Raw genomic sequence first — 21,724 nt, 5'->3', positions numbered from 1 at the left:
TCCCAAATCCTATGACACAGCCCATTCTCGACCTGAAAGATGTCACGCTCAGCCTCAAGGGCAATGCCGGAATGGTCGAGATCCTACATGGGATCGACCTGAGCGTTCACAAGGGCGAGACCTTGGGCCTCATCGGACCGTCCGGGTCTGGCAAGTCCTCACTTCTGATGGTGATGGGCGGGCTCGAGACCGCCACATCGGGGTCGGTACTGGCCTTGGGGCAGGACCTGACCGCGATGGATGAAGACGCGATGGCGAGATTTCGTCGCGCGCATATGGGTGTCGTTTTCCAGTCCTTCCATCTCATCCCGACAATGACCGCGCTTGAGAATGTCGCGACACCGCTTGAGCTCGCTGGCGAAAACAATGCCTATCAGCGCGCTGAGGCAGAGCTTGAAGCCGTGGGGCTGGGGCACCGTGCAGACCACTATCCGGCACAGATGTCAGGCGGCGAACAGCAACGTGTGGCGCTGGCGCGCGCGTCGGTTACGCGGCCCGAAATTCTTTTGGCGGACGAGCCAACCGGTAACCTTGACGGGGCCAATGGTCAGGCGATCATTGATCTTCTGTTCGGCCTGCGCGACCGCCATGGCGCAACGCTCGTTCTGGTCACGCACAGCCGCGAATTGGCGGCGAAATGCGACCGCGTGGTACGCCTGACCGATGGTCATATCGCAGACACAGCCCTGAAAGCCGCGGAATGAGCCTCACCACAGCGTCCCGCTTTGCCCGCCGTGAACTGCGCGGGGGATTGAAAGGATTCCGCATCTTTCTGGCCTGTTTGGCCCTGGGCGTCGCCGCAATCGCAGGCGTCGGCTCGGTCCGATCCGCCATCCAATCGGGGTTGGAGGCGCAAGGCTCTGTCCTATTGGGTGGGGATGCCTCTGTCGAATTCACCTACCGCTTCGCCGACCCGGATGAGCGCGCCTATCTCGAAAGCATCTCGACCGAAATCTCCGAGATCACGGACTTTCGATCCATGGTCGTTCGCGATCCGGATGGCGAGGCAGAGCGCGCGCTGACGCAAGTAAAATCGGTTGACGCAGCCTATCCTTTGACCGGGGACGTCATCCTGGAACCGTCCATGCCCTTGGCCGATGCGCTGGCAGGGACAGAAAAGTTGCCCGGTGCGGTCATGGCGCCGCTCCTGGCTGATCGTCTCGGCCTCAGCCCCGGGGACAGCTTCCGCCTTGGCACGCAAGACTTCGTTCTTTCGGCAATTCTGATCAATGAACCAGACGGCTCGGCCTCCGGCTTTTCACTCGGTCCGCGCACACTTGTGACCACCGAAGCTTTGCGCGAAGCAAGCCTACTTCAGCCGGGCACGTTGTTCGAAACCGAGTATCGCCTGCTTCTTCCGCCGGGAAGCGATCTTGACGCTTTGGAAAACGCGACCGAAGACGCCTTTCCAAGTAGCGGCCTACGCTGGCGCGATGCCCGCAACGGGGCGCCGGGGGTGGCGGAATTCGTCGACCGCCTCGGTGCATTTCTGATCCTTGTCGGCTTGTCAGGCCTTGCAGTGGGCGGCATCGGTGTGTCGGCAGCAGTGCGCGCCTATCTTGCGCGCAAGACGTCCGTGATTGCTACCTTGCGCACCCTCGGAGCCACCCGTGCAACGATTTTCCAGACCTACTTCCTACAGATCGGCGCACTCAGCATTCTTGGCATTGCCCTTGGCCTTGTCCTTGGGGCGATGGTGCCGATCCTGTTTGGCCCGGTAATCAGTGCATCTCTGCCGGTACCCGCGATCTTTACCATTCACCCTGCGCCCTTGGCAGAGGCCGCACTGTACGGACTACTGACCGCGCTCGTATTCACGCTTTGGCCGCTGGCCCGCACCGAAGAGGTGCGCCCGGCAATGTTGTTCCGAGATGCGCTCGATGGGGCGAAAGCCCTCCCCGCGTGGCGCTATGTGATTGCCACGCTGGTTTTGCTGGCCCTGCTAGTCGCCGTGGCCTCGTTCTTCTCAGGCAGCCCTTTCCTGACGCTCTGGACCGCCGGTGGTCTGATCGGCGCGCTGATTGTTCTCGTCTTCGCCGCCATCGGGATCCGGTGGCTCGCGAAGCGCTCTGGCAAGTCAATGCGGGGGCGTCCTGCATGGCGGTGGGCTTTGGCGTCTATCGGCGGGCCACGCGATGCGGCTGCGCCGGTGGTTCTTTCCTTGGGTCTAGGCCTTTCGGTCCTCGCTGCCGTTGGACAGATCGACGGAAATCTGCGCAGCGCTATTGACCGGGATCTCCCGGAAGTCGCGCCCGCTTACTTCTTTGTGGACATCCAGCCAGACCAGATGCCGCAATACACAGAGATGTTGGAAAACGATCCTGCGGTGGCGCGGATCGACACCGCCCCGATGCTTCGCGGCGTTCTTAGCGAAATCAACGGCCGTCCGGCGCGCGACGTCGCTGGGGACCATTGGGTCGTGACAGGGGATCGTGGTCTGACCTATGCCGCCCAACCCGACGAGAACACGCGCGTCGTTGCGGGCGAGTGGTGGGACGCGGATCATGACGGTCCGCCCGAGGTCAGTTTCGCTATAGAAGAGGCCGAAGAAATGGGTCTCAGCCTGGGTGACACTCTGACGGTCAATATCCTTGGGCGCGATATCACTGCGACAATCACCAGCTTCCGCGATGTGGATTTCTCGACCGCTGGAATGGGTTTCGTGATGACGCTTACCCCCAACGCTCTTCAGGGCGCGCCGCACACCTTCATTTCGACGGTCTACGCGCCGCAAGAAGACGAAGCGCGCATTTTGCGCGAGTTGGCGACGGCGTTTCCGAACATCACGGCGATTTCTGTACGCGATGCGATCGACCGGGTCAGCGTGCTTCTAGAGGGCATTGGCGCCGCCGTGCGATGGGGTGCCGCCGCCACGTTGCTGACCGGCTTCCTTGTATTGATCGGCGCTGCAGCCGCTGGCGAAGGCGCGCGAACCTATGAGGCCGCTGTGCTCAAAACGCTTGGTGCGAGCCGCAGCCGGATTCTGCAAAGCTTTGCACTACGGTCCGCCTTGCTTGGTGCGGCGGCGGGATTTGTCGCGCTGATCGCCGGCATTCTGGGCAGTTGGGCGGTGATGACATTCATCATGGACAGCAGCTTTGAGGTCGTCTGGACATCGGCGCTCGGTATCGTCGTCGGCGGGGTCCTCGCGACACTCATCGCCGGTCTAATCTTTGCGTGGCGTCCCCTTGCGGCTCGTCCCGCTCAGGTTCTTCGCGCCCGCGAATAGGGGCGGTTGCCGGGCGGCACACGCTTTTGTGCGCACAATACCACCTTGCCCCAGGGCCATTCCCTTGGCATGGCAGACCTAAACCGCAGCAATCGCCCGAGTCGTCCAGATGTCCGAAAGCCTTCCAATGCCCATTCCCGCGCCGCTGACCCCGGCGCAACGCACCCAGATCATCAATCTCGTGCGGCGCACGGCGAAGGCCGAGATCCTGCCGCGGTTCCGGACGCTAAGCCACGCCGAGATCGACCAGAAATCCGGCCCGATGGACGTGGTGACCGCCGCCGACCGCGAGTCTGAAAAGATGATCACGCGGGGTCTTTTGTCGATGTTCCCTAACGCGCATATCGTGGGCGAGGAAACCGCGACAGAGGAAAAGATCGCCGGTCTGGCGACAGCCGAGATGGGTTTTGCGATTGATCCGGTGGATGGCACGTGGAACTTTGCGCACGGGCTTTCGACCTTCGGCGTCATCCTGGCCACGACGCGGTTCGGCAATCCGGTCTTCGGCCTGATCTACGATCCCATCACGGACGAGATCATGATCGCTGACGACAGCACGCCGACACAGGTCATAGCACCCCGGCGCCCCGCCCGGTCGATCCATGTCTCGAAAGGCGGTCCGGTCGAAGAGCTTTCCGGCTACGTCTCGTTCTACAATCTGCGGGAGGACAAGCGGCCCGAAATGGCGACGCTGATGACGCGGTTCGCCCGCCTTTACATGCTGCGTTGCGCAGCGCACGAATTTCGAATGGTGGCGCAAGGACACACCGATTTCGTGCTGTGCTCGAGCCTGAGTCCTTGGGACCACGCAGCTGGAGCATTGATCGTCAAACAGGCGGGCGGGCACGTGGCATGCCTTGACGGGTCAGAGTACCGCGCGGATCGTCGCGACGGCTACCTGCTCTGCGCACCCGACGCCGCAACATGGGGCCGGGTGCGGGATGCCATGTCATTCCTGCTGGAAGACAAATAACAGCGCGACGGGGCGCGCGCGCTTAGCGTGCCAGAACCACGTCGGCTCTGACGTCAAGGTCGTTTTCGACCGCGTCGATCAGGTAATGTGCGACGCTTTTCCGAGAGATAAGACCATTGCGCCACTGATCGGGTTCCCGAAGGATCTTATAATCGGTGGACCGGCCGCCTTTGGTAAGGATCACTGGTCGGACGATCGTCCAGTCGATGTTGCTCTCCAAAATGAGCGCTTCTTGCCGATCCTTGTCTTCGTAGGGCTTCCCCAGAATGGCGCGATGACCGGTTCGTTCGACGAAACTCATGGCGTTTTTGCTGCGACCCGCGCCAAACCCCGTCACGGCAACGAGGCGCCGCACGTCGCTCTTACCCATTTCATCAAGCAGGACGCGCGTCGATTCAGAGAAGAGCGTTTCTTTCTCCCACAGCATCGACACCCGTTCCTTGATGCCAAGCGCGTAGACGACCGCACGCGCTCCCTTCAAGGCCGCTGCTACATCGTCGGCGTTCCGCGCGTCACCCGGGACTGGCTCCACCCCTTCAAGGCCTTGCAGGTCGTCAGCACTGCGCGAGAAGGCGCGCACAGAGAGGCCGCGCATCACGGCCTCGTCTACAGCGCACCGTCCGATGCCGGACGTCGCGCCCATAATCAGAATTGGGTCGCTCAATTCTGAAGGTCCTCGTAATGCACCGTATAGCGACGATGCTGAGACCGATCACGTTTAAGAGCGAGCTTCCCGCGATAGTCAGTGACCGTCTTGATGGGCAGCACGTTCTGCTCTTGAGCGACAGGGTCCGAGGACGATCCTGTGACCAGCTTTGTGAGTGATTGAAATATGTTTTCCATACCGAGGCAACGTAGCGCCGCGAAAATGGTTGCACAGGTTTTGGCGCACGTTCTTTTTAAGCGCGTGCGCCGTTCAGGTCCTACTCCGCTGCTTCCTGATAATCTTCCATCGGCGGACATGTGCAAACAAGGTGACGGTCGCCATAGGCATTGTCGACCCGATTGACCGGCGGCCAGTATTTATCGACGCGGAAAGCCCCCGGAGGGAAACAGCCTTGCTCGCGGCTATAGGGACGATCCCATTCTTTCACGAGGTCTTCCATCGTGTGCGGTGCGAGCTTGAGCGGATTGACGTCGCGATCCATGTCGCCCGCCTCAATCGCCCGGATTTCTTCGCGGATCGCCAGCATCGCGTCGCAGAAGCGATCAAGTTCGGCCTTGGTCTCGGACTCGGTGGGTTCCACCATCAGCGTGCCCGCGACCGGCCAACTCATCGTTGGCGCGTGGAACCCCGCATCCATCAGGCGCTTGGCAATATCCTCCACCGTGACACCTGCCGATTTCTCAAACGGGCGCACGTCGAGGATGCATTCGTGCGCCACGCGACCCTTGTGACCGCGATAGAGCACGTCATAGGCCCCGGTCAGTCGTGTTGCGATGTAGTTCGCGTTGAGAATGGCCACACGCGTCGCCTGCGTCAGCCCTTCACCGCCCATCATCAGACAATACGCCCAGGAGATCGGCAACAAAGACGGCGACCCGAAGGGTGCCGCGCTCACCGCGCCTTCGCCGTCCAGCGGGTGACCCGGCAGATGCGGGATAAGATGCGCCTTGACGCCAATCGGCCCCATGCCCGGCCCGCCACCGCCGTGCGGAATGCAAAACGTCTTGTGAAGGTTCAGGTGGCTTACATCACCGCCCAAATCGCCGGGGCGGGACAGGCCCACCATCGCGTTCATGTTCGCACCATCGATATAGACCTGGCCGCCATGCTGGTGCGTGATCGCGCAAACCTCTTTCACCTCGGTTTCGAACACACCGTGGGTCGAGGGATAGGTGATCATCGTCCCGGCAAGGTTCTCTGAATGCTGCTCGGCCTTGGCGCGGAAATCGTCGAGGTCGATGGAGCCGTTGGTGTCGCATTTCACCGCAACCACTTTCCACCCGACCATCTGCGCCGACGCCGGGTTTGTCCCATGTGCATTGACCGGGATCAGGCAGATGTTGCGATGCCCCTGCTCGTTTGCCCGGTGGTATCCGGCGATAGACAAAAGCCCCGCATACTCACCCTGAGCGCCGGAATTCGGCTGCATGGAGATCGCGTCGTAGCCGGTGATGGTGCAGAGTTTCGCGTTCAGATCCGCAATGAGATCGTGATAGCCGCGCACCTGATCGTCGGGCACGTAGGGATGGATATCCGCAAATTCACGCCAACTCACCGGCATCATTTCAGCGGCAGAGTTGAGCTTCATGGTGCACGACCCGAGCGGGATCATCGCGCGGTCCAGCGCGAGATCGCGGTCGGCAAGACGGCGCATATAGCGCATCATCTCGGTCTCGGCCCGGTTCATGTGGAACACGTCGTGCTGCAAATAGCCGGACTTGCGCACAAGCGCATCCGGTAGCCGGTACTCCGGCGTCAGATCGTCATCCTGTTTCACCAGGCCAAACGCGCGCCATACCGCCTCGATCGTGGCCGGGCGCGATTTCTCGTCCAGCGTGATCCCGACCTTCGTGCTGCCGACAGGGCGCAGATTCAACCCTTCGCGCACGGCGGCCTGCAACACACCCCGCTGCAACAAACCCACATCCACCGTGATGGTGTCGAAATACGCGTCGGGCTCGACCTTGAAGCCCGCCGCCTCCAACCCCTTGGCCAATCGCACGGTCTTGCGATGAATGCGCTGCGCAATCGCGCGCAGACCCTTGGGTCCGTGAAACACTGCATAGAACCCCGCCATCACCGCCAGAAGCGCTTGCGCGGTACAGACATTCGACGTCGCCTTTTCGCGCCGGATATGTTGCTCGCGGGTCTGAAGCGACAACCGGTAGGCCTTGTTGCCGTGGCTGTCGATGGAAATGCCGACGATGCGCCCGGGCATGGCGCGTTTATAGTCGTCCTTCGTCGCCATATACGCGGCATGCGGACCACCATAGCCCAATGGCACGCCAAACCGCTGAGTCGACCCAACCGCGATATCCGCGCCCATCGCACCCGGTTCCTTGAGCAGGCACAACGCCATCGGATCGGCGGACATGATCGCAATCGCCTTGGCCGCATGCAGCCGCGCGATGTCATCGGTAAAGTCGCGCAAATGGCCGTAGGTGCCGGGGTACTGAAAGATCGCGCCAAACACCGCGTCCGGGTCCATGTCATCCACGTCGCCCACGATGACCTCGATCCCCAGGGGCGCGGCACGGGTCTTCATGACCGAGATGTTCTGCGGATGGCAGTTCTCATCGACGAAGAACGCCGTCGCCTTCGACTTCGCGACCCGCTGCGCCATGGTCATCGCCTCGGCACAGGCGGTCGCTTCGTCCAGCAAAGAGGCGTTGGCGATCTCAAGTCCGGTCAGATCGCTGATCATCGTCTGGTAATTGAGAAGCGCTTCAAGGCGACCCTGCGAGATCTCGGGCTGGTAGGGCGTGTAGGCGGTGTACCAGGCCGGGTTCTCGAAGATGTTGCGCTGGATCGCGGGCGGCGTGACCGTGCCGTGATACCCCATGCCGATCAGCGAAGTCAGAACCGTGTTCTGCGACGCCACCTGCCGCATGTGATAGAGCAACTCACGTTCCGACATGGCTTTGCCGAAATCGAGCGGCACGGCTTGCCGAATTGCCTCCGGCACCGTCTCGTCGATCAGGTCGTCCAGCTTCGACACGCCGAGCGTCGCCAGCATCTCGGCCATTTCCGCCGGAGACGGGCCAATGTGGCGCCGGTTGGCGAAGTCGTAAGGCAGATAGTCGATGGCGTCGTAACCCATGAGAACTCTCCAGACTGTGGGCACGGCGCACCGTCCCCTGCTTCTTCTTTTTCCAAATATGCCGACACACCGCTCACCGTACTCGATCCGCCCGTGGTGCGTTGGGCGGCAAAACTAGCCGATGAACGCCTTGTAGGCCGCCTCGTCCATCAGATCGTCCAGCGCCGACATGTCCTCGATCTTCATTTTGAAGAACCACGCCTCGCCTTCCGGATCGTCGTTCACCTTGCCCGGTTCTTCGACAATGGCCTCGTTCACTTCGGTGATTTCACCGTCGAGCGGCGCGAGAATGTCGGACGCGGCCTTGACCGACTCGATCACGACGATCTCGTCATCCTTGCTGACGGTCGCGCCCTCATCTGGCAGTTCGACAAAGACCACGTCTCCCAGCTGCTCTGCCGCATGCGCGGTGATTCCCACGACGACCTCATCGCCCTCAACGCGCAACCACTCGTGTTCTTCGGTGAATTTCATATATCCCTCTTGGTCTGACTATCTTTTGAAACCGGGCGCGACGAAGGGCAACTTCGCCACGCGAACGGGCAAACGCTTGCCACGTACATCACCATAAAGCGTTGTACCTTCTGCGGAATACTCTGTTTGCAAATATCCCATGGCCACCGGCGCACTGACACTTGGTCCAAAGCCGCCAGAGGTCACCGTCCCGACAGGCGCTGGCGCGGTTTCATCGACATAAATCTGCGTGCCCTCGCGCATCGGTGCGCGGCCCTCGGGCAGTAATCCGACCCGGCGTTGCTCTGTACCGTCGATCATCTCACGTAAAACACGGTCGGCACCGGGGAACCCACCTGAGCGCATTCCGTCCGTGCGGCGCGCTTTCTGGATGGCCCAGGTCAAACCGGCTTCGACCGGAGACGTCTCGGTCGTGATATCGTGTCCGTAAAGGCAAAGCCCCGCTTCGAGCCGAAGAGAATCGCGCGCGCCCAATCCGATGGGTTCGACATCCGCGTGTGACAGAAGGGCCCGCGCCAGGTCGGTGGCGGCCGCCACCGGGACGGATATCTCATATCCGTCTTCGCCCGTGTAACCAGAGCGCGACACCCAGCATTCCGTCCCCGCAAGCGGCACGGTTGCCACGTCCATGAAACGCATCTTTGCCACCATAGGGTGATGCTCCGCCAAGACCGCCTCCGCCTTGGGCCCCTGCAACGCCAGCAACGCCCGGTTTTCCAAAAGCTTGACGGTCACATCCGGCTCCAGCGCCGCCCGCATGCGCGCGACGTCAGCCTCTTTGCAGGCGGCGTTCACGACCAGAAACAGGTGGTCTCCGCGGTTGGCGAACATGAGGTCGTCTTCGATACCGCCCGCGTCATTGGTGAAGAAGCCGTAGCGTTGACGTCCCTCCTCCAACCCCAGCACGTCTTGCGGGATCAGCCGCTCGAGCGCTCGTTGGGCGGTCTCCGGATCAGAGGCACGCAGGATCACCTGTCCCATGTGGCTGACATCGAACAGCCCTGCAGCGGCACGGCAATGCAGGTGCTCTTTCATGACGCCAAGGCTGTATTGAACCGGCATCTCGTACCCGGCGAACGGCACCATCTTGGCACCTAGCGACAGGTGCAGGTCGTGCAAAGGCGTCCGGTTCAGATCGCTCACGCGAAGTCCCTTCTCAACGGGCCGGACCATGTTTGTGGCATCCATCCGGCATATTCCAACCCACGCAAGCGCGCGATCGTCCTATGCCCCCTCTGTCCTTTCGCCTGAGATCGTTATCCCTTCGGCGCTCCGGGCAAGCCCGGAATCTCTCCAGAGTTTATGTCCACGACGGTCCTTCGGCCTGAGAGTTTCCGGGGGCGGTTGCTCCTTCGGCACCGGTCGAACCGGTTCTCCCATCGCAGATGAGTCAAGAGTTAGACTGAATTCGAAATCGGCTCAAGTGCCCAAAGCAAGCGCATCGTCCCGGATCGCACAGGCGTCGGGATTGAGAATCTTGAGAAGGTCGTGATTCTTGCAGATCAGAGCGTCCAGCGTGATCGGATCGAGCGATCTGTAGAATGCCTCAACTGCGTCCGTTAAAGCGGTGCGCAGACGACAGGCTTCGGTCAGCGGGCACGTGTTGTCCACGTCGGCGAAGCATTCGGCCAGCGGCACGGGTGCCTCAAGCACACGAAACACGTCGCCGATCTTGATGTCTTCGGCCGGCCGACCAAGCGACAGCCCACCGTTCCGGCCACGTTGCGTGTGCAGAAACCCAAGCTGAGCGAGTTGATTGATGACCTGAGCCAAGTGGTTTTCGGAGGCATTGCAGCGCTCCGCGATTTCCGCCTTCGTGACCAGTCTGCCGGTATTCGCTCCGCAGAACATCAGGACACGCATCGCGATATTGGTCCGTTTGGTAACTCGCAAGATGAATACCCTCTCTGATCGGATAGCCAAGGCTAACGCTTCGTGCAAAGCTGTCTTTGATATACATCAACCCGACGCGAGTGCCTATCTTGGATCAACATCCTCACTTTTTTGGTTACGGTTCCTTGGTGAATCGCAACACACACGACTTCACCCCGATCCATCTGAGCCACATTACGGGTTGGCGGCGGGTCTGGCACCGCGCACCAATCCGACCCGCCGCGTTTCTGTCTGTTGTCCCTGACCCGGATGCGCAGATCGACGGAGTGATTGCGCCCGTGCCGAACGATGATTGGCAGGCGCTGGATGCACGCGAATACGCTTATGACCGTGTCCCCGTGACCGAAGCCGTGACCCACACCGCAACCGCTGTGCGGGACATCTCGATCTACGCAATTCCGCCGTCAAACGCGGCCCCTCCAGATGAAGAGCATCCCATCCTGCTGAGCTATATCGATGCTGTTTTGCAGGGCTATTTGAGAGAATTCGGCGAGGACGGCGCGATGCGGTTCATCACCACGACCGAAGGGTGGTCGACACCGGTTAAGGACGATCGCGAAGCCCCGATCTATCCGCGCGCGCAACGGCTGACACAGGTAGAACGGACCTTCGTCGACGACATGCTGGTCACCGTCCGCGCCAGGGTCATGGCCTGATGCGGGCGCGGATATGGTTGATCCTGTCGCGGCTCTGGCGTCGCCCCGGCATTCGCATTTCTGCCTTTGGCGCGGCTGCACTCATCATCGCCATGATCGCGCCACTGCTCGACCGTTTCATACCCGAAGGCCTGAGCGACCGGTTTTCCCGCGATGCCGTGTTGCCCATTCTGAATATTCTGGCGTCGTCCATGCTTGCCGTGACGACGTTCTCACTGGGCATCATGGTGTCGGCATTCCGCTCTGCCGCCGGACAGGCCACGCCGCGCGCGTACCGTATTCTGATGCAGGACATGACGACACTGAACGTCATGTCGGTCTTTGTCGGTGCATTCCTGTTTTCGCTGGGTGCGATCGTCATGTTCCGCGCGGGGTTCTACGGCGACTCCGCCGCCGTCATCGTGTTCGCGATGACGCTGGTCTGCATCTTCCTCATCATCATCGCCATACTGAGGTGGATCGCGCATCTCAGCCAGCTTGGCAGCCTTGACCATACACTGGCCTTGGTCGAAGCCGCCGCTGCGCCACCGTTGCGTCGATTGGCGAAAACGCCAAACTTGGGTGCGCGAAATGCAAACAACGCCCCGCGCGTTCCGGACGACGCAGCGACGCTCTGCGCGCCGGTGTCCGGCTATGTGCAGTTCATCAGCCTTGCCGAACTGAATACCCAACTCGGTAAAGAAGAAGCGACCTTATGGGTCACCGCACCTCCCGGAAGCTGGGTGCTCAAGGGGGCCGCGATTGGCTATGTGTCCGGCTTTGAAGAACCGGATGCGCTTCTGGAAAACTTCACGCTTGGCGACAAGCGGACGGTCGAACAAGACGCCCGCTTCGGCATGGTTATACTGTCCGAAGTTGCGTCCCGCGCATTGTCGCCCGGCGTGAACGACCCCGGCACAGCAATCGACGTCATCCACAGAATGGAGCGCATTCTGTGGGAAGTCAGCCAGCAGATGGCGACAAACGACCGCGACATCGAAACGAAATACGAAAACGTTATCATCGGCACGGTCTCCGCCGACGATTTGCTTCAGGACGGATTTGCCGCCTTGATGCAGGATGGCGGGGATCGGTTTGATGTCATGGCACAGATGCTCAAGGCCGCGAACCGACTGAGCAGAAGCGAATGGTCGGACATGGCGAAGGGCGCTGAAAAACTCAGGGACACTGCGCTTGGTATCATCGACCGGCGCATCGAGGATCCGGACGCAGTGGAGTCTCTGCGCCAGAAGGCAAAGCAAACCTGACTATGCTGCGCAAGATCAGGGTTTGATGACGAGCTTTCCCCTTACCTCTCCCTCCCCGGTGCGCCGCAGGGCGTCCGGTACGGAGGAGAGCGGCAATACGGCCTCCAGATGCGGTGTCAGCGTGCCGTCCGCAACCATCCGCGCAACGCGTGCGGTCAGTTCGCGACCTGCCGGGACCATCAGTATGCCAATCGACTTGCCTTGAAAGCGGTATCGCAATCCTCCGATCAGCAATGACAAGAGCACATCGACGCCACCGCCGACGGCCCGATACACGCCTTTGGGCACCAACGCCTGAGCGATCTGGGCCGGGCCGCGTGTCGCGACCATATCGAGGATGCGGTCCCAACGCTGTCCGGTCTCGGAGAAATCCTGCGTTCGGTAATCCATCACATCGTCAGCGCCGAGGGACCGCAGCCATTCCACCTTGCCGGCGTTGTCGACGCAGGTGACATGGGCGCCTGCTGCCTTGGCCAGTTGCAGAGCCATCGTCCCCGAACCGCCGCCCGCGCCATTGATCAAGAGCCTGTCGCCGGATCGAAGGCCGTCCGTACCGGCGACGGCAATGCCCCCCGCCTGGGGAAGGCAGGCCGCCACCTCATCGGTCAACTCGTCTGGAACGACCACCATGTCGTTTGCCGCAACGCAGGCGTATTCGGCAAACCCACGACGCTCCGAAACCACATCCCCCATCACGCGTTGGCCCAGCTCGAAGCCCTTCACGCTGGCGCCAAGCTTGTCGACCACCCCGACGATATCTGATCCGAGAACCGCGTGTTTCGGGCGGAACACACCCCCAATGAGCCGCGCATAGAAGGGCGAACCCACAAGGTATTCCCAATCCGACAGGTTCACGGCGCAGGCCAGAACCTTGACCCTGATCTGCGAGGGATCGGGTTCGGGAACCGCGATATCGGCGAGTTTCAGGTGCTCCGGCCCGCCATACCTGTCTTGTACCACGGCTTTCATGCGGTCTCCGGCGACTGTGTCACGTCGTTGGGAGCTTGCGCCTCGCAGGCGCCGAATTCAATCGCAGATCAAAGCCAAGACCGGGAAACCCGGATCAGGACCGTGCCAGTTTCCGCGCCGGGATCGTTTGCAGCAGCGGAAGCAGTTCCGCCATCTCCGGACCGCGTTCCTGTCCGGTGATCGCCTTGCGCAGCGGCATGAACAGACCCTTACCCTTACGGCCAGTCGCGTCTTTTACGGCGGATGTCCAGGTCGACCATGTGTCGGCATCGAGCGGACCTTCGGGCAGCAAAGACATCGCTTCGGAAACGAATTCCGCATCCTCTGGCGCGACAAGCGGGTCTGCACCGTTCTTGCACAGGTTCCACCAGACGGCGATATCGCTTCGCGTCGTCACGTTTTCGCGCGCCACGTTCCAGAACGCCTCCGCCTGGTCTTCGGGAACGCCCAGCGCGGCAAGGTCGTCTGCAACCTCGGTGTATGCGAGTGCGTGCAGCTTGCGCGCGGTGAGCGGGAAAAGGTCCTGCACGTCGAACTTGGTAGGGGCCGAGCCGAATTGGCTCAGGTCGAATCCCACGGCGATCTCTTCCAGTGACATGCGCAGCTCAACTGGCTGTGAGGATCCAAGCCGCGCCATCAGGCTCAACAAAGCTTCGGGTTCAACGCCCTGCTCCCGCAGGTCACGCAGCGCAAGAGTGCCGAGGCGCTTGGACAGGGATTCACCCTGCGGGCCGGTCAAGAGAGAGTGGTGCGCGAATGTCGGCACGGTGCCGCCCAGCGCCTCGATCATCTGGATCTGCGTCGCGGTGTTGGTCACGTGGTCGGAGCCACGAACGACATGTGTCACGCCCATCTCGGTGTCATCCACCACAGAGGCCAAGGTGTAGAGCACCTGCCCATCTGCGCGGATCAGCACGGGATCACTGACGCTTGCCGCGTCGATCGAGATGTCACCAAGGATGCCGTCGGTCCATTCGATGCGCTCCTGATCCAGCTTGAACCGCCAGACCCCGTCGCCACGTTCGGCCCGCAGAGCGTCTTTCTCGGCTGCAGACAACGCCAATGCGGCGCGGTCATAGACCGGCGGTTTGCCCATGTTCAGCTGCTTCTTGCGCTTAAGATCCAGTTCGGTCGGCGTCTCGAACGCCTCGTAAAAGCGCCCCATCTCGCGCAGCGTGTCCGCCGCTTCGGCATAACGGTCCAACCGTTCCGATTGCCGCTCCACCCGGTCCCACGTCAGTCCGAGCCATTCCAGGTCCTGCTTGATCGCGTCGACATATTCGTCCTTTGACCGTTCGGGGTCGGTGTCGTCGATGCGCAAAATGAACGTGCCGCCCGCTTTCCGGGCGATCAGGTAGTTGAACAAGGCAGTGCGCAGGTTGCCAACGTGGATGTAACCGGTGGGCGAAGGTGCGAAACGAGTCGTTGTCATGGGACGGGTCTCCTGTCGGGCGCGCTTTCCCACACGCAGGGCGGTTTGTCCAGAAAGCCCCGCACCATTGCTCTGCATGCATGCACAATCACGAACCCGTGAACGCAGAGGCCCCGGCGCACGACCCAGCTATTTAGCCACACATCACAAAGGGGAGACACCACAATGTCCATCACGTCCATGTCGCGTCGCACGCTTCTTGCCAGTGCGGCAACCGCTCCGTTGGTTGCTGGCCTTGGCGCTTCGGCAGTGCAGGCAGGCGGCCACGCACAAGGTCCGCAGCTTCCGCGCGTCAGCCGCTTTGGCGTCGGCGATTTCGAAGTCACGACGCTTCTTGTCGGCTCCCGCACGGTCGAGGAACCGCAGGGCATCTTCGGCATGAATGTTGATGCCGAAACGTTTAACACAGCTTCCGCCGAAGCGCTGATCCCGACAGACAAAGCGCAGTTCTTCTTCACTCCGACGCTGGTCAACACCGGCTCTGAACTGATCCTGTTCGATACAGGTCTCAACGGTGCCGCCACAGCGCAAGCGGTCGAGATGGCGGGCCATTCGGCTGACGCGGTGACCCATGTCGTGCTGACGCACATGCACGGCGACCATATCGGTGGTCTCATGACCGACGGCGCCGAGACCTTCGCCAATGCCGCCTACATCACCGGTCAGGCCGAATTCGACCACTGGTCGGGCACCGACAACGAGGGCTTTGCCAATAACGTCACACCGCTGGCCGAGAAGATGAGTTTCCTTGGGGATGGCGACAGTGTCACCTCGGGCATCACCGCGATGGCCGCGTTCGGCCACACGCCCGGTCACATGACCTACATGCTCGACAGCGGCGACCAGCAGCTTCTGATCTTCGCCGATCTCGCCAACCACTACGTCTGGTCGCTGGCTCACCCCGATTGGGAAGTGCGGTTCGACATGGACAAGGAAGCCGCCGCCGCAACGCGCCGCCGCGTGCTGGGCATGTTGGCAACCGACAAAGTCCCGTTCATCGGCTATCACATGCCGTTCCCGGGTGTGGGTTACGTCGACACACGCGGCGACGGGTTCCATTACGTACCGCACAGCTACCAGCTTCTGCTGTGATCCACACTTGACGTATGTGGCGCGTGCGGTGCTGATACGCGCATGGACGTGACCACCGATATTGACGACATCACACGCTACGCCGAGGCAGCCTTCAATGGGCTGCCTCAACCATTTCGGGACCTGTGTCAGGACGTTCTTTTGCAGGTAATCGACTGGCCGGACAAAGACATGCTGGCTGAGCTAGAGATCGAAGATCCGCTTGAGCTTACTGGTTTATACGACGGGGTGCCCTTGACGCAGAAATCACAGGTGGACCCCTCGCCTTTCCCCGACACTGTCTGGCTCTTCTCCGAACCGATCCTCGCCGAATGGCGCGAGCGCAATGACAACACGCTTGAGGAGCTCGTGCACCACATCGTCATCCACGAAATCGCGCATCACTTTGGCTGGACCGATGACGAGATTGCCGAGATCGACCGTTGGTGGGAATAAAGCGGAACGCATTTCGACATGCCTCGCCGAAGCCCGTTCGAACGGGCTTCCCCTCAGCTCGGATCGCGGAACCTGTTCACAATCGGATAACGCCGGTCCAGCCAGAACGCCCGTTTTGACAGGCGGGCACCCGGAGCGGATTGGAAGCGCTTGTATTCACTGATGTAGAGCAGATGCTCGACCTTCTTTGCGTCCGCACGGTCATACCCCGCTGCCACACAATCCGCGATGGACCCATCCTCGTCGACGAGGATGTTCAGGATCCCGTCCAGCACCGGGTAATCGGGCAGTGAATCGCTATCCTTCTGATCCGCACGAAGCTCGGCCGAGGGCGGCTTGGTGATGATCCGCTCGGGAATGACGGTGCCCGCGGGTCCCATCATCCAGTCACTGTGGTTCTCGTTGCGCCAGCGGCAGGCCTCGAATACGCGCGTTTTGTACATGTCCTTGATCGGATTGTACCCGCCCGCCATGTCACCATAGATCGTGGCATAGCCCACAGCCACTTCGGACTTGTTGCCCGTCGTGAGCAGCATTTCTCCAAACTTGTTGGACAGCGCCATGAGCAACAGCCCGCGGATGCGTGACTGAATGTTCTCTTCAGTCAGCCCCACTTCCGTACCTTCGAAGAGCGGCGCAAGGGTCTCGGTCACGGTATCGCGGGTTTTACCAATCGGTAAAAAATCGTACCTGCACCCGAGGTTCTCGGCCACCGCCTTGGCATCGTCCAAGGACGACTCGGATGTGTACTCCGACGGCAGCATCACGCACCGTACGTTCTCAGCGCCCAGCGCATCGACCGCGATGGTGGCAACGATGGCGGAATCGATGCCGCCGGACAACCCCAGAAGCACCTTCTTGAAACCAGTCTTCGCCATGTAGTCACGCAGCGCGGTGACCATGACGCGGTAGTCTTGCTCCATCTCTTCGGGGTGCTGGGTGAACTCGCCATCAAGCGCGTGCCAGCCCTCGGTGGTGCGCTCAAGATCGACATGGCTTATGACTTCTTCAAGGATCGGCAACTGCACCGCCGGAGTGCCGCCACGATTGAGCACAAAAGACCCGCCATCGAAGACCTGATCGTCCTGCCCGCCAACCATGTTCAGATAGATCAGCGGCAAACCGGACTCGACCACACGTCCGACCATGTGATTGAGCCGCGTCTCGAACTTGTTGCGGAAATAGGGCGATCCGTTCGGCACCAGCAGGAACTCCGCCCCGCTTTCTTCGAGAGCTTCGACCACGTCCGGATACCATGCGTCTTCGCAGATCGGCATCCCGATGCGCACACCATTGACAGCAACCGGCCCCTGCATCCGGTCGCGCGAGAACAGGCGGACCTCATCGAAAACATTGAAATTCGGAAGAAAGTACTTGTGTACCACTTGGGCAATCTTGCCGCCCTGCAGCGTGAAATAGCTGTTGTGCAGCTTCAGGTCTTCGCCAACCGACGGCCCGCCAATGCACAGCGCCGGTCCATCGGCACAGTCCCGCGCCAACGCTTCGATCATCGCGACGGCGGCTTCGACAAAAACAGGCTTCACGATCAGGTCCTGCGCCTGATACCCGGTGATGAACATCTCGGGTAGCGCGACGAGATCAGCCCCGGCGGCCTTGCCCTCTTCCCACGCAGAACGGGCCTTGGCGGCGTTGCCTTCAAGGTCACCCACGGTTGGGTTCAGCTGTGCCAATGTGATCCGAAACCGATCCGTCATGCCGACGTCTCCCTTTCCCGACATCGACGGTCACATAGCAGAACACTGCGCGAGGGAAAGCATCTTGTCGGGAAAGGCGTTGTCTGGTCCGGTTCAAAGGCTTAGGATTTCGTTAACGATCATGACTACAGGCATGACAGGGACAACAGGCAGATGACTTCGGCACACAAGGCACTTCTCGGAGCGGCGTTCGGTACTCTGGTCGCCGGGCACGCGTTCGCCCAAGACGACGCGGTGCAGACGAAACAATACGATGACGGTGGTGTCTACGAAGGCACCTTCCAGAATGGCCTGCAACACGGCACCGGCACGTACCGGTTGCCCAACGGATATGAATACACCGGAGACTGGGTCGAGGGCGAGATTCGCGGCGATGGCGTTGCGCGCTTCCCCAACGGATCCGTCTACGAAGGCCAGTTCGCCAAGGGAAAGCCCGAAGGCATCGGCAAGATCGTCTTCGCCGATGGCTCGACCTACGAGGGGTCGTGGCTTGATGGCAAGATTACCGGACAGGGCGTCGCGCTTTACGCCAATGGCGTCCGGTACGAAGGCTCGTTCCGCAACGCATTGCACCACGGTCGCGGCACGATGCAAAGTCCGGGGGGATATGTCTACGAAGGCGACTGGGTCAATGGTGTCAAGGAAGGCAACGGCACGATCTCTTACCCCGACGGCTCTGTCTACGAAGGCCGTGTGGCCGAGGGCGACCGCGACGGCCAAGGCAAGCTGACGATGCCCGACGGATTGATCTACGAAGGCATGTGGAAGGATGGCCAGATCGACGGCACCGGTACGCTGACGCAAGCCAACGGGGATATCTACGAAGGCGAGTTGGTGGCAGGCCGCCGCGAAGGCCAGGGGAAGGTCACCTATGCCAGCGGCGACATCTACGAAGGCCAGTTCGAGAACGATCTGAGGCAAGGCATCGGCACCTTTATCGGCACCGACGGTTACCGCTATGAGGGCGAATGGGTCGCGGGCCAGATCGAAGGCCAGGGCAAGGTGACCTATCCCGACGGGTCCGTTTATGAAGGCCAGTTCCGCGGCGATCTGGCCAATGGTGAAGGCAAGATCACCTATCCCGATGGCTCGACCTACGAGGGTGCCTGGGTTGATGGCGTGATCGACGGCAAGGGCAAGGCAACCTATGCCAATGGGCTCGTCTACGAAGGCGACTTCAAGAACGCCCGCAACCATGGCGTGGGCATGATGACCTACCCGGACGGGTACAAATACGAAGGTGAATGGCGCGACGGCCAACGCCACGGCCAAGGCACGGCGACCTACACGGACGGAACAGTCTATATCGGCCAGTTCGAAAACGGCCAACGCCACGGTCAGGGCACCATCACCATGGCCGACGGCTTCAGCTACACCGGCGCCTGGGAAAACGGCGAAATCAGCGGTCAGGGTACGGCGACCTACGCCAACGGAGACGTCTACGAAGGCACGTTCCTCGACGGCAAACGCCAAGGCACCGGCACCATGCGCTACGCCTCAGGCGAAGAGGCCACCGGCGAGTGGGTTAATGGTGCTTTGACGGATGGGTGATGGTGATCTGAACAGACAACTTAGTCCGCTCGCACATTGGCGTAAGTCAAAGCGAAACGCGCCCGTCGTTTTACATGCTGGTCACCAGAATGACCCGCGTCGCGAAGGTCATTCAAAAAGTCTTCCGTTTGAATGCGCGGGATCATCTGACAAAACTTTCGAAACTCCCTCAAGGCCCCAGTTCTGATCCGACGCAGGATTATCTGTCGAAGTGTTTGCTTCTCGAATTCGGTTAGTTTCACAGGTTTCAACAGCCTAAGAAGGCGTTCCTTCTCGTAGCCAGACCTGAAATAAATGGGGTCTACAGAAAGGAAATCGAAAACAAACTCTCTGATCTTTTCGTTGGCGCAGATCGTTTGAACGTTGACAGTCCTTAGAATGCGATCGACTTCGGACTCAAATTCTTGAAAAGCGCGACAGGCGTCTTTCCAGTCTTTTTCATGCTTTGCTGAGTGGGTTTTCGTGCGAAATGTCACCTGCACATCGCCATGCAGCGAATTGAGAGCGTCGCGATGGCGCGCGATCAAGGATGTGTACTCAGGCATTTCTCAGGGAGTGTTTCGTCACGGAACTTCGGATTTGGCATCAACGATCACGAGCCCTCGTCTGTGCGAAGAGCTTCGAGAATGAAATCCTCAGGATCAACAGTGAAGGACTGGTACAAGCGAAAGTGTTCCGTATCGCGATAATCTATCTCAAAGATCCCTTGCCGGGTGGTCTCAAGCACACGTGCGCCGGGCAAAGCCATGAGGATCGGTGAATGGGTCGCCATAATGACTTGCGAGGTCGCTGCCTTTTGAATGCGGTCGAGGATGCGAAGCAACTCAAGCTGGCGTTTTGGTGACAGCGCGCTTTCTGGTTCATCCATGAAATAGATTCCCTGACGCCGCATCCGTTCTTCAAAAAAGCGAACGAAGCCTTCTCCATGGCTCCACGACAGATAGTCCGCCATCGGACTCTCCACCTCATCGAGGTATCGCGCGACCGAAAAAAACGTCTCGGCCTTAAAGAACCAGCCGCTTGTAATCTTCGGCAGCCACGCCGCGCGGAGCACATCCGCTAGCCCGGCGCCGCTCACATCAATTGCGTTGGAATGATCGACGGTACGATATCCTTTGCCACCGCCCGCCTCATCATAACCACTGAGTGCGGCGATCGCTTCGATCAGAGTGGATTTTCCAGTGCCGTTCTCGCCTACAACAACGGTCACTGGCGTTGTGAAACGGAGTTCAAAATCGGGCGCTTGCAACCACGGCATGTCAAACGGATAGCCAGACCTTTCCTCTAACATGCCGTCCATGACCGAGATGCACTGCAGAAACGGTGACGGCAGACTGGTTCCTTTTTTACGGCTCGCCATATTGCACCTGCATCGACCGGTTCCGTCCTCAATCCACGGTCACGAACCGTGCGCCACCGGACCTCTGACCGACGCCGACGCGCTTCGCTCCGGCAGATACGGGGGCACGGGACGCGTCGTTGCGCATTTCGCGCATCAGGGTGCTGACGACAGTTGGCAGCGTCATGCCGATGGCCTCTTTGTCCTGGCCGGGAACCTGAGACATCATGGAGATGACCGACACGATGCGCAGACGACCATCGACATTCGCGAACACCGGGGCACCGGAAGACCCGAATGTCACGTCGCAGTCGAAGGTGATAATCCCGCCGTAATAGGTCTGTTTTATCCGGCATCCGGATTCGCGCTGTAGAGAGGTGTTTCGGCCTCGGCCGTAGGAGACAAGCGTGACCCGCGTGTCCTCAATATACTCGTCCTGTATCTTGAACGGCTCTGCCTCGGTGCTGAATACAGGGCTGTCCAGTCGCAGCAAGGCAACGTCATGTTGCACCTGCTCGGTCAGGGATTTGGGCGACTTGCTCAGGTAGCCATCCGCCACGACCACCTTGGCGATACCCCGAGACGCCGCGGCATGACCGTGGGTGTAGCCTGCGTGAAATGTCATATTTGCGATGGGCAAAACGGTGCGCGTCGCGTCGTCCACCACGCAATGCGCCGCCGTGAGCACCAGATCGCGCGAAATGAGCGCGCCGGTGCAGGTGCCGACGCCCAGATCAAGACGCCCCACGCCTTCCCAACCCAGAAGCTCTCCACGGTCATCGAGGCGATCCCTCTCCTGTGTCAGGGCTGCGCTGGAAAGCAGGATCAAGGCCACGAGAAGAATGTACCGCCAAATCGCCATGTGCCATCGCTTTCAAACAGAAATGTATCTGTCGAAGCATAGGTGTCAGTCGTGGCAAGAGATGGGCAGCATCACGTCAAAGGCGTGCAT

General features: G+C 60.4%; 20 protein-coding genes and 2 riboswitches. Of the genes, 8 read left to right on the top strand and 12 right to left on the bottom strand.

Going from position 1 to position 21,724, the window contains the following annotated elements:
* The first annotated feature begins 11 nt into the window (after window positions 1–11).
* From BUA42_RS02275 to BUA42_RS02265, 3 genes are all read left to right on the top strand, one after another.
* Window positions 12–704, top strand: a complete 693-nt coding sequence (locus BUA42_RS02275; protein ID WP_072776066.1) for an ABC transporter ATP-binding protein — start codon at window positions 12–14, stop codon at window positions 702–704.
* Window positions 701–3,229 (top strand): ABC transporter permease, encoded by a 2,529-nt coding sequence (locus tag BUA42_RS02270; protein WP_072776065.1) that lies wholly within the window; start codon window positions 701–703, stop codon window positions 3,227–3,229. Before BUA42_RS02275 ends, BUA42_RS02270 begins: the two co-directional genes overlap by 4 nt.
* 127 nt (window positions 3,230–3,356) lie before the next feature.
* Entirely contained in the window at window positions 3,357–4,202 is an 846-nt protein-coding gene (locus tag BUA42_RS02265) for an inositol monophosphatase family protein (protein ID WP_245818937.1), read from the top strand.
* Between the two features lie 22 nt (window positions 4,203–4,224).
* On the opposite strand, the gene BUA42_RS02260 is transcribed toward BUA42_RS02265, so the two are convergent.
* The 6 genes from BUA42_RS02260 to BUA42_RS02240 all read right to left on the bottom strand — a co-directional run bounded on the left by BUA42_RS02260 (window position 4,225) and on the right by BUA42_RS02240 (window position 10,336).
* Entirely contained in the window at window positions 4,225–4,866 is a 642-nt protein-coding gene (locus BUA42_RS02260; RefSeq protein WP_245818936.1) for an NAD(P)-dependent oxidoreductase, read from the bottom strand.
* Window positions 4,863–5,045 (bottom strand): hypothetical protein, encoded by a 183-nt coding sequence (locus BUA42_RS21300; RefSeq protein ID WP_143152592.1) that lies wholly within the window; start codon window positions 5,043–5,045, stop codon window positions 4,863–4,865. Before BUA42_RS21300 ends, BUA42_RS02260 begins: the two co-directional genes overlap by 4 nt.
* An 80-nt stretch (window positions 5,046–5,125) precedes the next feature.
* Entirely contained in the window at window positions 5,126–7,969 is a 2,844-nt protein-coding gene (gene gcvP / locus BUA42_RS02255; protein ID WP_072776062.1) for an aminomethyl-transferring glycine dehydrogenase, read from the bottom strand.
* A gap of 114 nt (window positions 7,970–8,083) precedes the next feature.
* Window positions 8,084–8,443 (bottom strand): glycine cleavage system protein GcvH, encoded by a 360-nt coding sequence (gene gcvH, locus BUA42_RS02250; protein WP_072776061.1) that lies wholly within the window; start codon window positions 8,441–8,443, stop codon window positions 8,084–8,086.
* 18 nt (window positions 8,444–8,461) lie between these two features.
* Window positions 8,462–9,586, bottom strand: a complete 1,125-nt coding sequence (gene gcvT, locus BUA42_RS02245) for a glycine cleavage system aminomethyltransferase GcvT (RefSeq protein WP_072776699.1) — start codon at window positions 9,584–9,586, stop codon at window positions 8,462–8,464.
* A 90-nt stretch (window positions 9,587–9,676) separates the two neighbouring features.
* Window positions 9,677–9,742, bottom strand: a riboswitch (glycine riboswitch).
* A gap of 3 nt (window positions 9,743–9,745) precedes the next feature.
* A riboswitch (glycine riboswitch) is annotated at window positions 9,746–9,832 on the bottom strand.
* A gap of 30 nt (window positions 9,833–9,862) precedes the next feature.
* Window positions 9,863–10,336, bottom strand: a complete 474-nt coding sequence (locus BUA42_RS02240; RefSeq protein ID WP_072776060.1) for an RrF2 family transcriptional regulator — start codon at window positions 10,334–10,336, stop codon at window positions 9,863–9,865.
* Window positions 10,337–10,416: 80 nt separating this feature from the next.
* Here BUA42_RS02240 and BUA42_RS02235 point away from each other — a divergent pair, with 80 nt between their 5' ends.
* Window positions 10,417–10,992 carry a gamma-glutamylcyclotransferase family protein gene (locus BUA42_RS02235; protein ID WP_342715905.1) on the top strand — a complete coding sequence of 192 codons (576 nt, stop codon included), beginning with the start codon at window positions 10,417–10,419 and terminating at the stop codon, window positions 10,990–10,992.
* Window positions 10,992–12,239, top strand: a complete 1,248-nt coding sequence (locus tag BUA42_RS02230; RefSeq protein ID WP_072776059.1) for a DUF2254 domain-containing protein — start codon at window positions 10,992–10,994, stop codon at window positions 12,237–12,239. Before BUA42_RS02235 ends, BUA42_RS02230 begins: the two co-directional genes overlap by 1 nt.
* A 15-nt stretch (window positions 12,240–12,254) precedes the next feature.
* On the opposite strand, the gene BUA42_RS02225 is transcribed toward BUA42_RS02230, so the two are convergent.
* Together BUA42_RS02225 and gltX are read right to left on the bottom strand one after the other, a co-directional pair.
* Entirely contained in the window at window positions 12,255–13,208 is a 954-nt protein-coding gene (locus tag BUA42_RS02225; protein WP_072776058.1) for an NAD(P)-dependent alcohol dehydrogenase, read from the bottom strand.
* A 94-nt stretch (window positions 13,209–13,302) separates the two neighbouring features.
* A complete protein-coding gene (gene gltX / locus BUA42_RS02220; protein WP_072776057.1) occupies window positions 13,303–14,640 on the bottom strand; it encodes a glutamate--tRNA ligase in 1,338 nt (445 codons plus the stop codon).
* A gap of 165 nt (window positions 14,641–14,805) precedes the next feature.
* On the opposite strand from gltX, the gene BUA42_RS02215 reads away from it, so the two are divergent.
* The gene (locus BUA42_RS02215) at window positions 14,806–15,732 is read left to right on the top strand and encodes an MBL fold metallo-hydrolase (protein ID WP_072776056.1); all 927 of its coding nucleotides are present in this window, start codon (window positions 14,806–14,808) and stop codon (window positions 15,730–15,732) included.
* Between the two features lie 42 nt (window positions 15,733–15,774).
* Window positions 15,775–16,167, top strand: a complete 393-nt coding sequence (locus BUA42_RS02210) for a metallopeptidase family protein (RefSeq protein ID WP_072776055.1) — start codon at window positions 15,775–15,777, stop codon at window positions 16,165–16,167.
* Window positions 16,168–16,220: 53 nt separating this feature from the next.
* Here BUA42_RS02210 and BUA42_RS02205 read toward each other — a convergent pair whose 3' ends face one another.
* Entirely contained in the window at window positions 16,221–17,882 is a 1,662-nt protein-coding gene (locus tag BUA42_RS02205; RefSeq protein ID WP_072776054.1) for an NAD+ synthase, read from the bottom strand.
* Window positions 17,883–18,035: 153 nt separating this feature from the next.
* Between BUA42_RS02205 and BUA42_RS02200 the strand changes: the two genes are divergently transcribed.
* A complete protein-coding gene (locus BUA42_RS02200; RefSeq protein WP_072776053.1) occupies window positions 18,036–19,433 on the top strand; it encodes an MORN repeat-containing protein in 1,398 nt (465 codons plus the stop codon).
* 20 nt (window positions 19,434–19,453) lie between these two features.
* On the opposite strand, the gene BUA42_RS02195 is transcribed toward BUA42_RS02200, so the two are convergent.
* The 3 genes from BUA42_RS02195 to BUA42_RS02185 are packed head-to-tail and all read right to left on the bottom strand — an operon-like array spanning window position 19,454 to window position 21,634.
* Window positions 19,454–19,978 (bottom strand): hypothetical protein, encoded by a 525-nt coding sequence (locus BUA42_RS02195; RefSeq protein WP_072776052.1) that lies wholly within the window; start codon window positions 19,976–19,978, stop codon window positions 19,454–19,456.
* A 47-nt stretch (window positions 19,979–20,025) separates the two neighbouring features.
* Window positions 20,026–20,793 carry an AAA family ATPase gene (locus BUA42_RS02190; RefSeq protein ID WP_072776051.1) on the bottom strand — a complete coding sequence of 256 codons (768 nt, stop codon included), beginning with the start codon at window positions 20,791–20,793 and terminating at the stop codon, window positions 20,026–20,028.
* Window positions 20,794–20,821: 28 nt separating this feature from the next.
* Window positions 20,822–21,634 carry a trypsin-like serine peptidase gene (locus tag BUA42_RS02185; protein WP_084066077.1) on the bottom strand — a complete coding sequence of 271 codons (813 nt, stop codon included), beginning with the start codon at window positions 21,632–21,634 and terminating at the stop codon, window positions 20,822–20,824.
* Between the last annotated feature and the right edge of the window lie 90 nt (window positions 21,635–21,724).

Origin of the sequence: Marivita hallyeonensis (assembly GCF_900129875.1) — a bacterium.
In the GTDB taxonomy this organism is placed as follows: domain Bacteria; phylum Pseudomonadota; class Alphaproteobacteria; order Rhodobacterales; family Rhodobacteraceae; genus Marivita; species Marivita hallyeonensis.
The sequence above is the reverse complement of the archived record's forward strand: the minus strand, read 5'-3'. Positions and strand labels throughout refer to the sequence as shown.

Bases quoted from the DNA above. Each gene is read 5' to 3' on its own strand.
- BUA42_RS02195 (WP_072776052.1), bottom strand. From the start codon at position 19,978: ATGCCTGAGTACACATCCTTGATCGCGCGCCATCGCGACGCTCTCAAT.
- BUA42_RS02185 (WP_084066077.1), bottom strand. From the start codon at position 21,634: ATGGCGATTTGGCGGTACATTCTTCTCGTGGCCTTGATCCTGCTTTCC.
- BUA42_RS02265 (WP_245818937.1), top strand. From the start codon at position 3,357: ATGCCCATTCCCGCGCCGCTGACCCCGGCGCAACGCACCCAGATCATC.
- BUA42_RS21300 (WP_143152592.1), bottom strand. From the start codon at position 5,045: ATGGAAAACATATTTCAATCACTCACAAAGCTGGTCACAGGATCGTCC.
- gcvP (WP_072776062.1), bottom strand. From the start codon at position 7,969: ATGGGTTACGACGCCATCGACTATCTGCCTTACGACTTCGCCAACCGG.
- BUA42_RS02275 (WP_072776066.1), top strand. From the start codon at position 12: ATGACACAGCCCATTCTCGACCTGAAAGATGTCACGCTCAGCCTCAAG.
- BUA42_RS02205 (WP_072776054.1), bottom strand. From the start codon at position 17,882: ATGACGGATCGGTTTCGGATCACATTGGCACAGCTGAACCCAACCGTG.
- BUA42_RS02210 (WP_072776055.1), top strand. From the start codon at position 15,775: ATGGACGTGACCACCGATATTGACGACATCACACGCTACGCCGAGGCA.
- BUA42_RS02215 (WP_072776056.1), top strand. From the start codon at position 14,806: ATGTCCATCACGTCCATGTCGCGTCGCACGCTTCTTGCCAGTGCGGCA.
- BUA42_RS02200 (WP_072776053.1), top strand. From the start codon at position 18,036: ATGACTTCGGCACACAAGGCACTTCTCGGAGCGGCGTTCGGTACTCTG.
- gltX (WP_072776057.1), bottom strand. From the start codon at position 14,640: ATGACAACGACTCGTTTCGCACCTTCGCCCACCGGTTACATCCACGTT.
- BUA42_RS02225 (WP_072776058.1), bottom strand. From the start codon at position 13,208: ATGAAAGCCGTGGTACAAGACAGGTATGGCGGGCCGGAGCACCTGAAA.
- BUA42_RS02190 (WP_072776051.1), bottom strand. From the start codon at position 20,793: ATGGCGAGCCGTAAAAAAGGAACCAGTCTGCCGTCACCGTTTCTGCAG.
- BUA42_RS02230 (WP_072776059.1), top strand. From the start codon at position 10,992: ATGCGGGCGCGGATATGGTTGATCCTGTCGCGGCTCTGGCGTCGCCCC.
- gcvH (WP_072776061.1), bottom strand. From the start codon at position 8,443: ATGAAATTCACCGAAGAACACGAGTGGTTGCGCGTTGAGGGCGATGAG.
- BUA42_RS02270 (WP_072776065.1), top strand. From the start codon at position 701: ATGAGCCTCACCACAGCGTCCCGCTTTGCCCGCCGTGAACTGCGCGGG.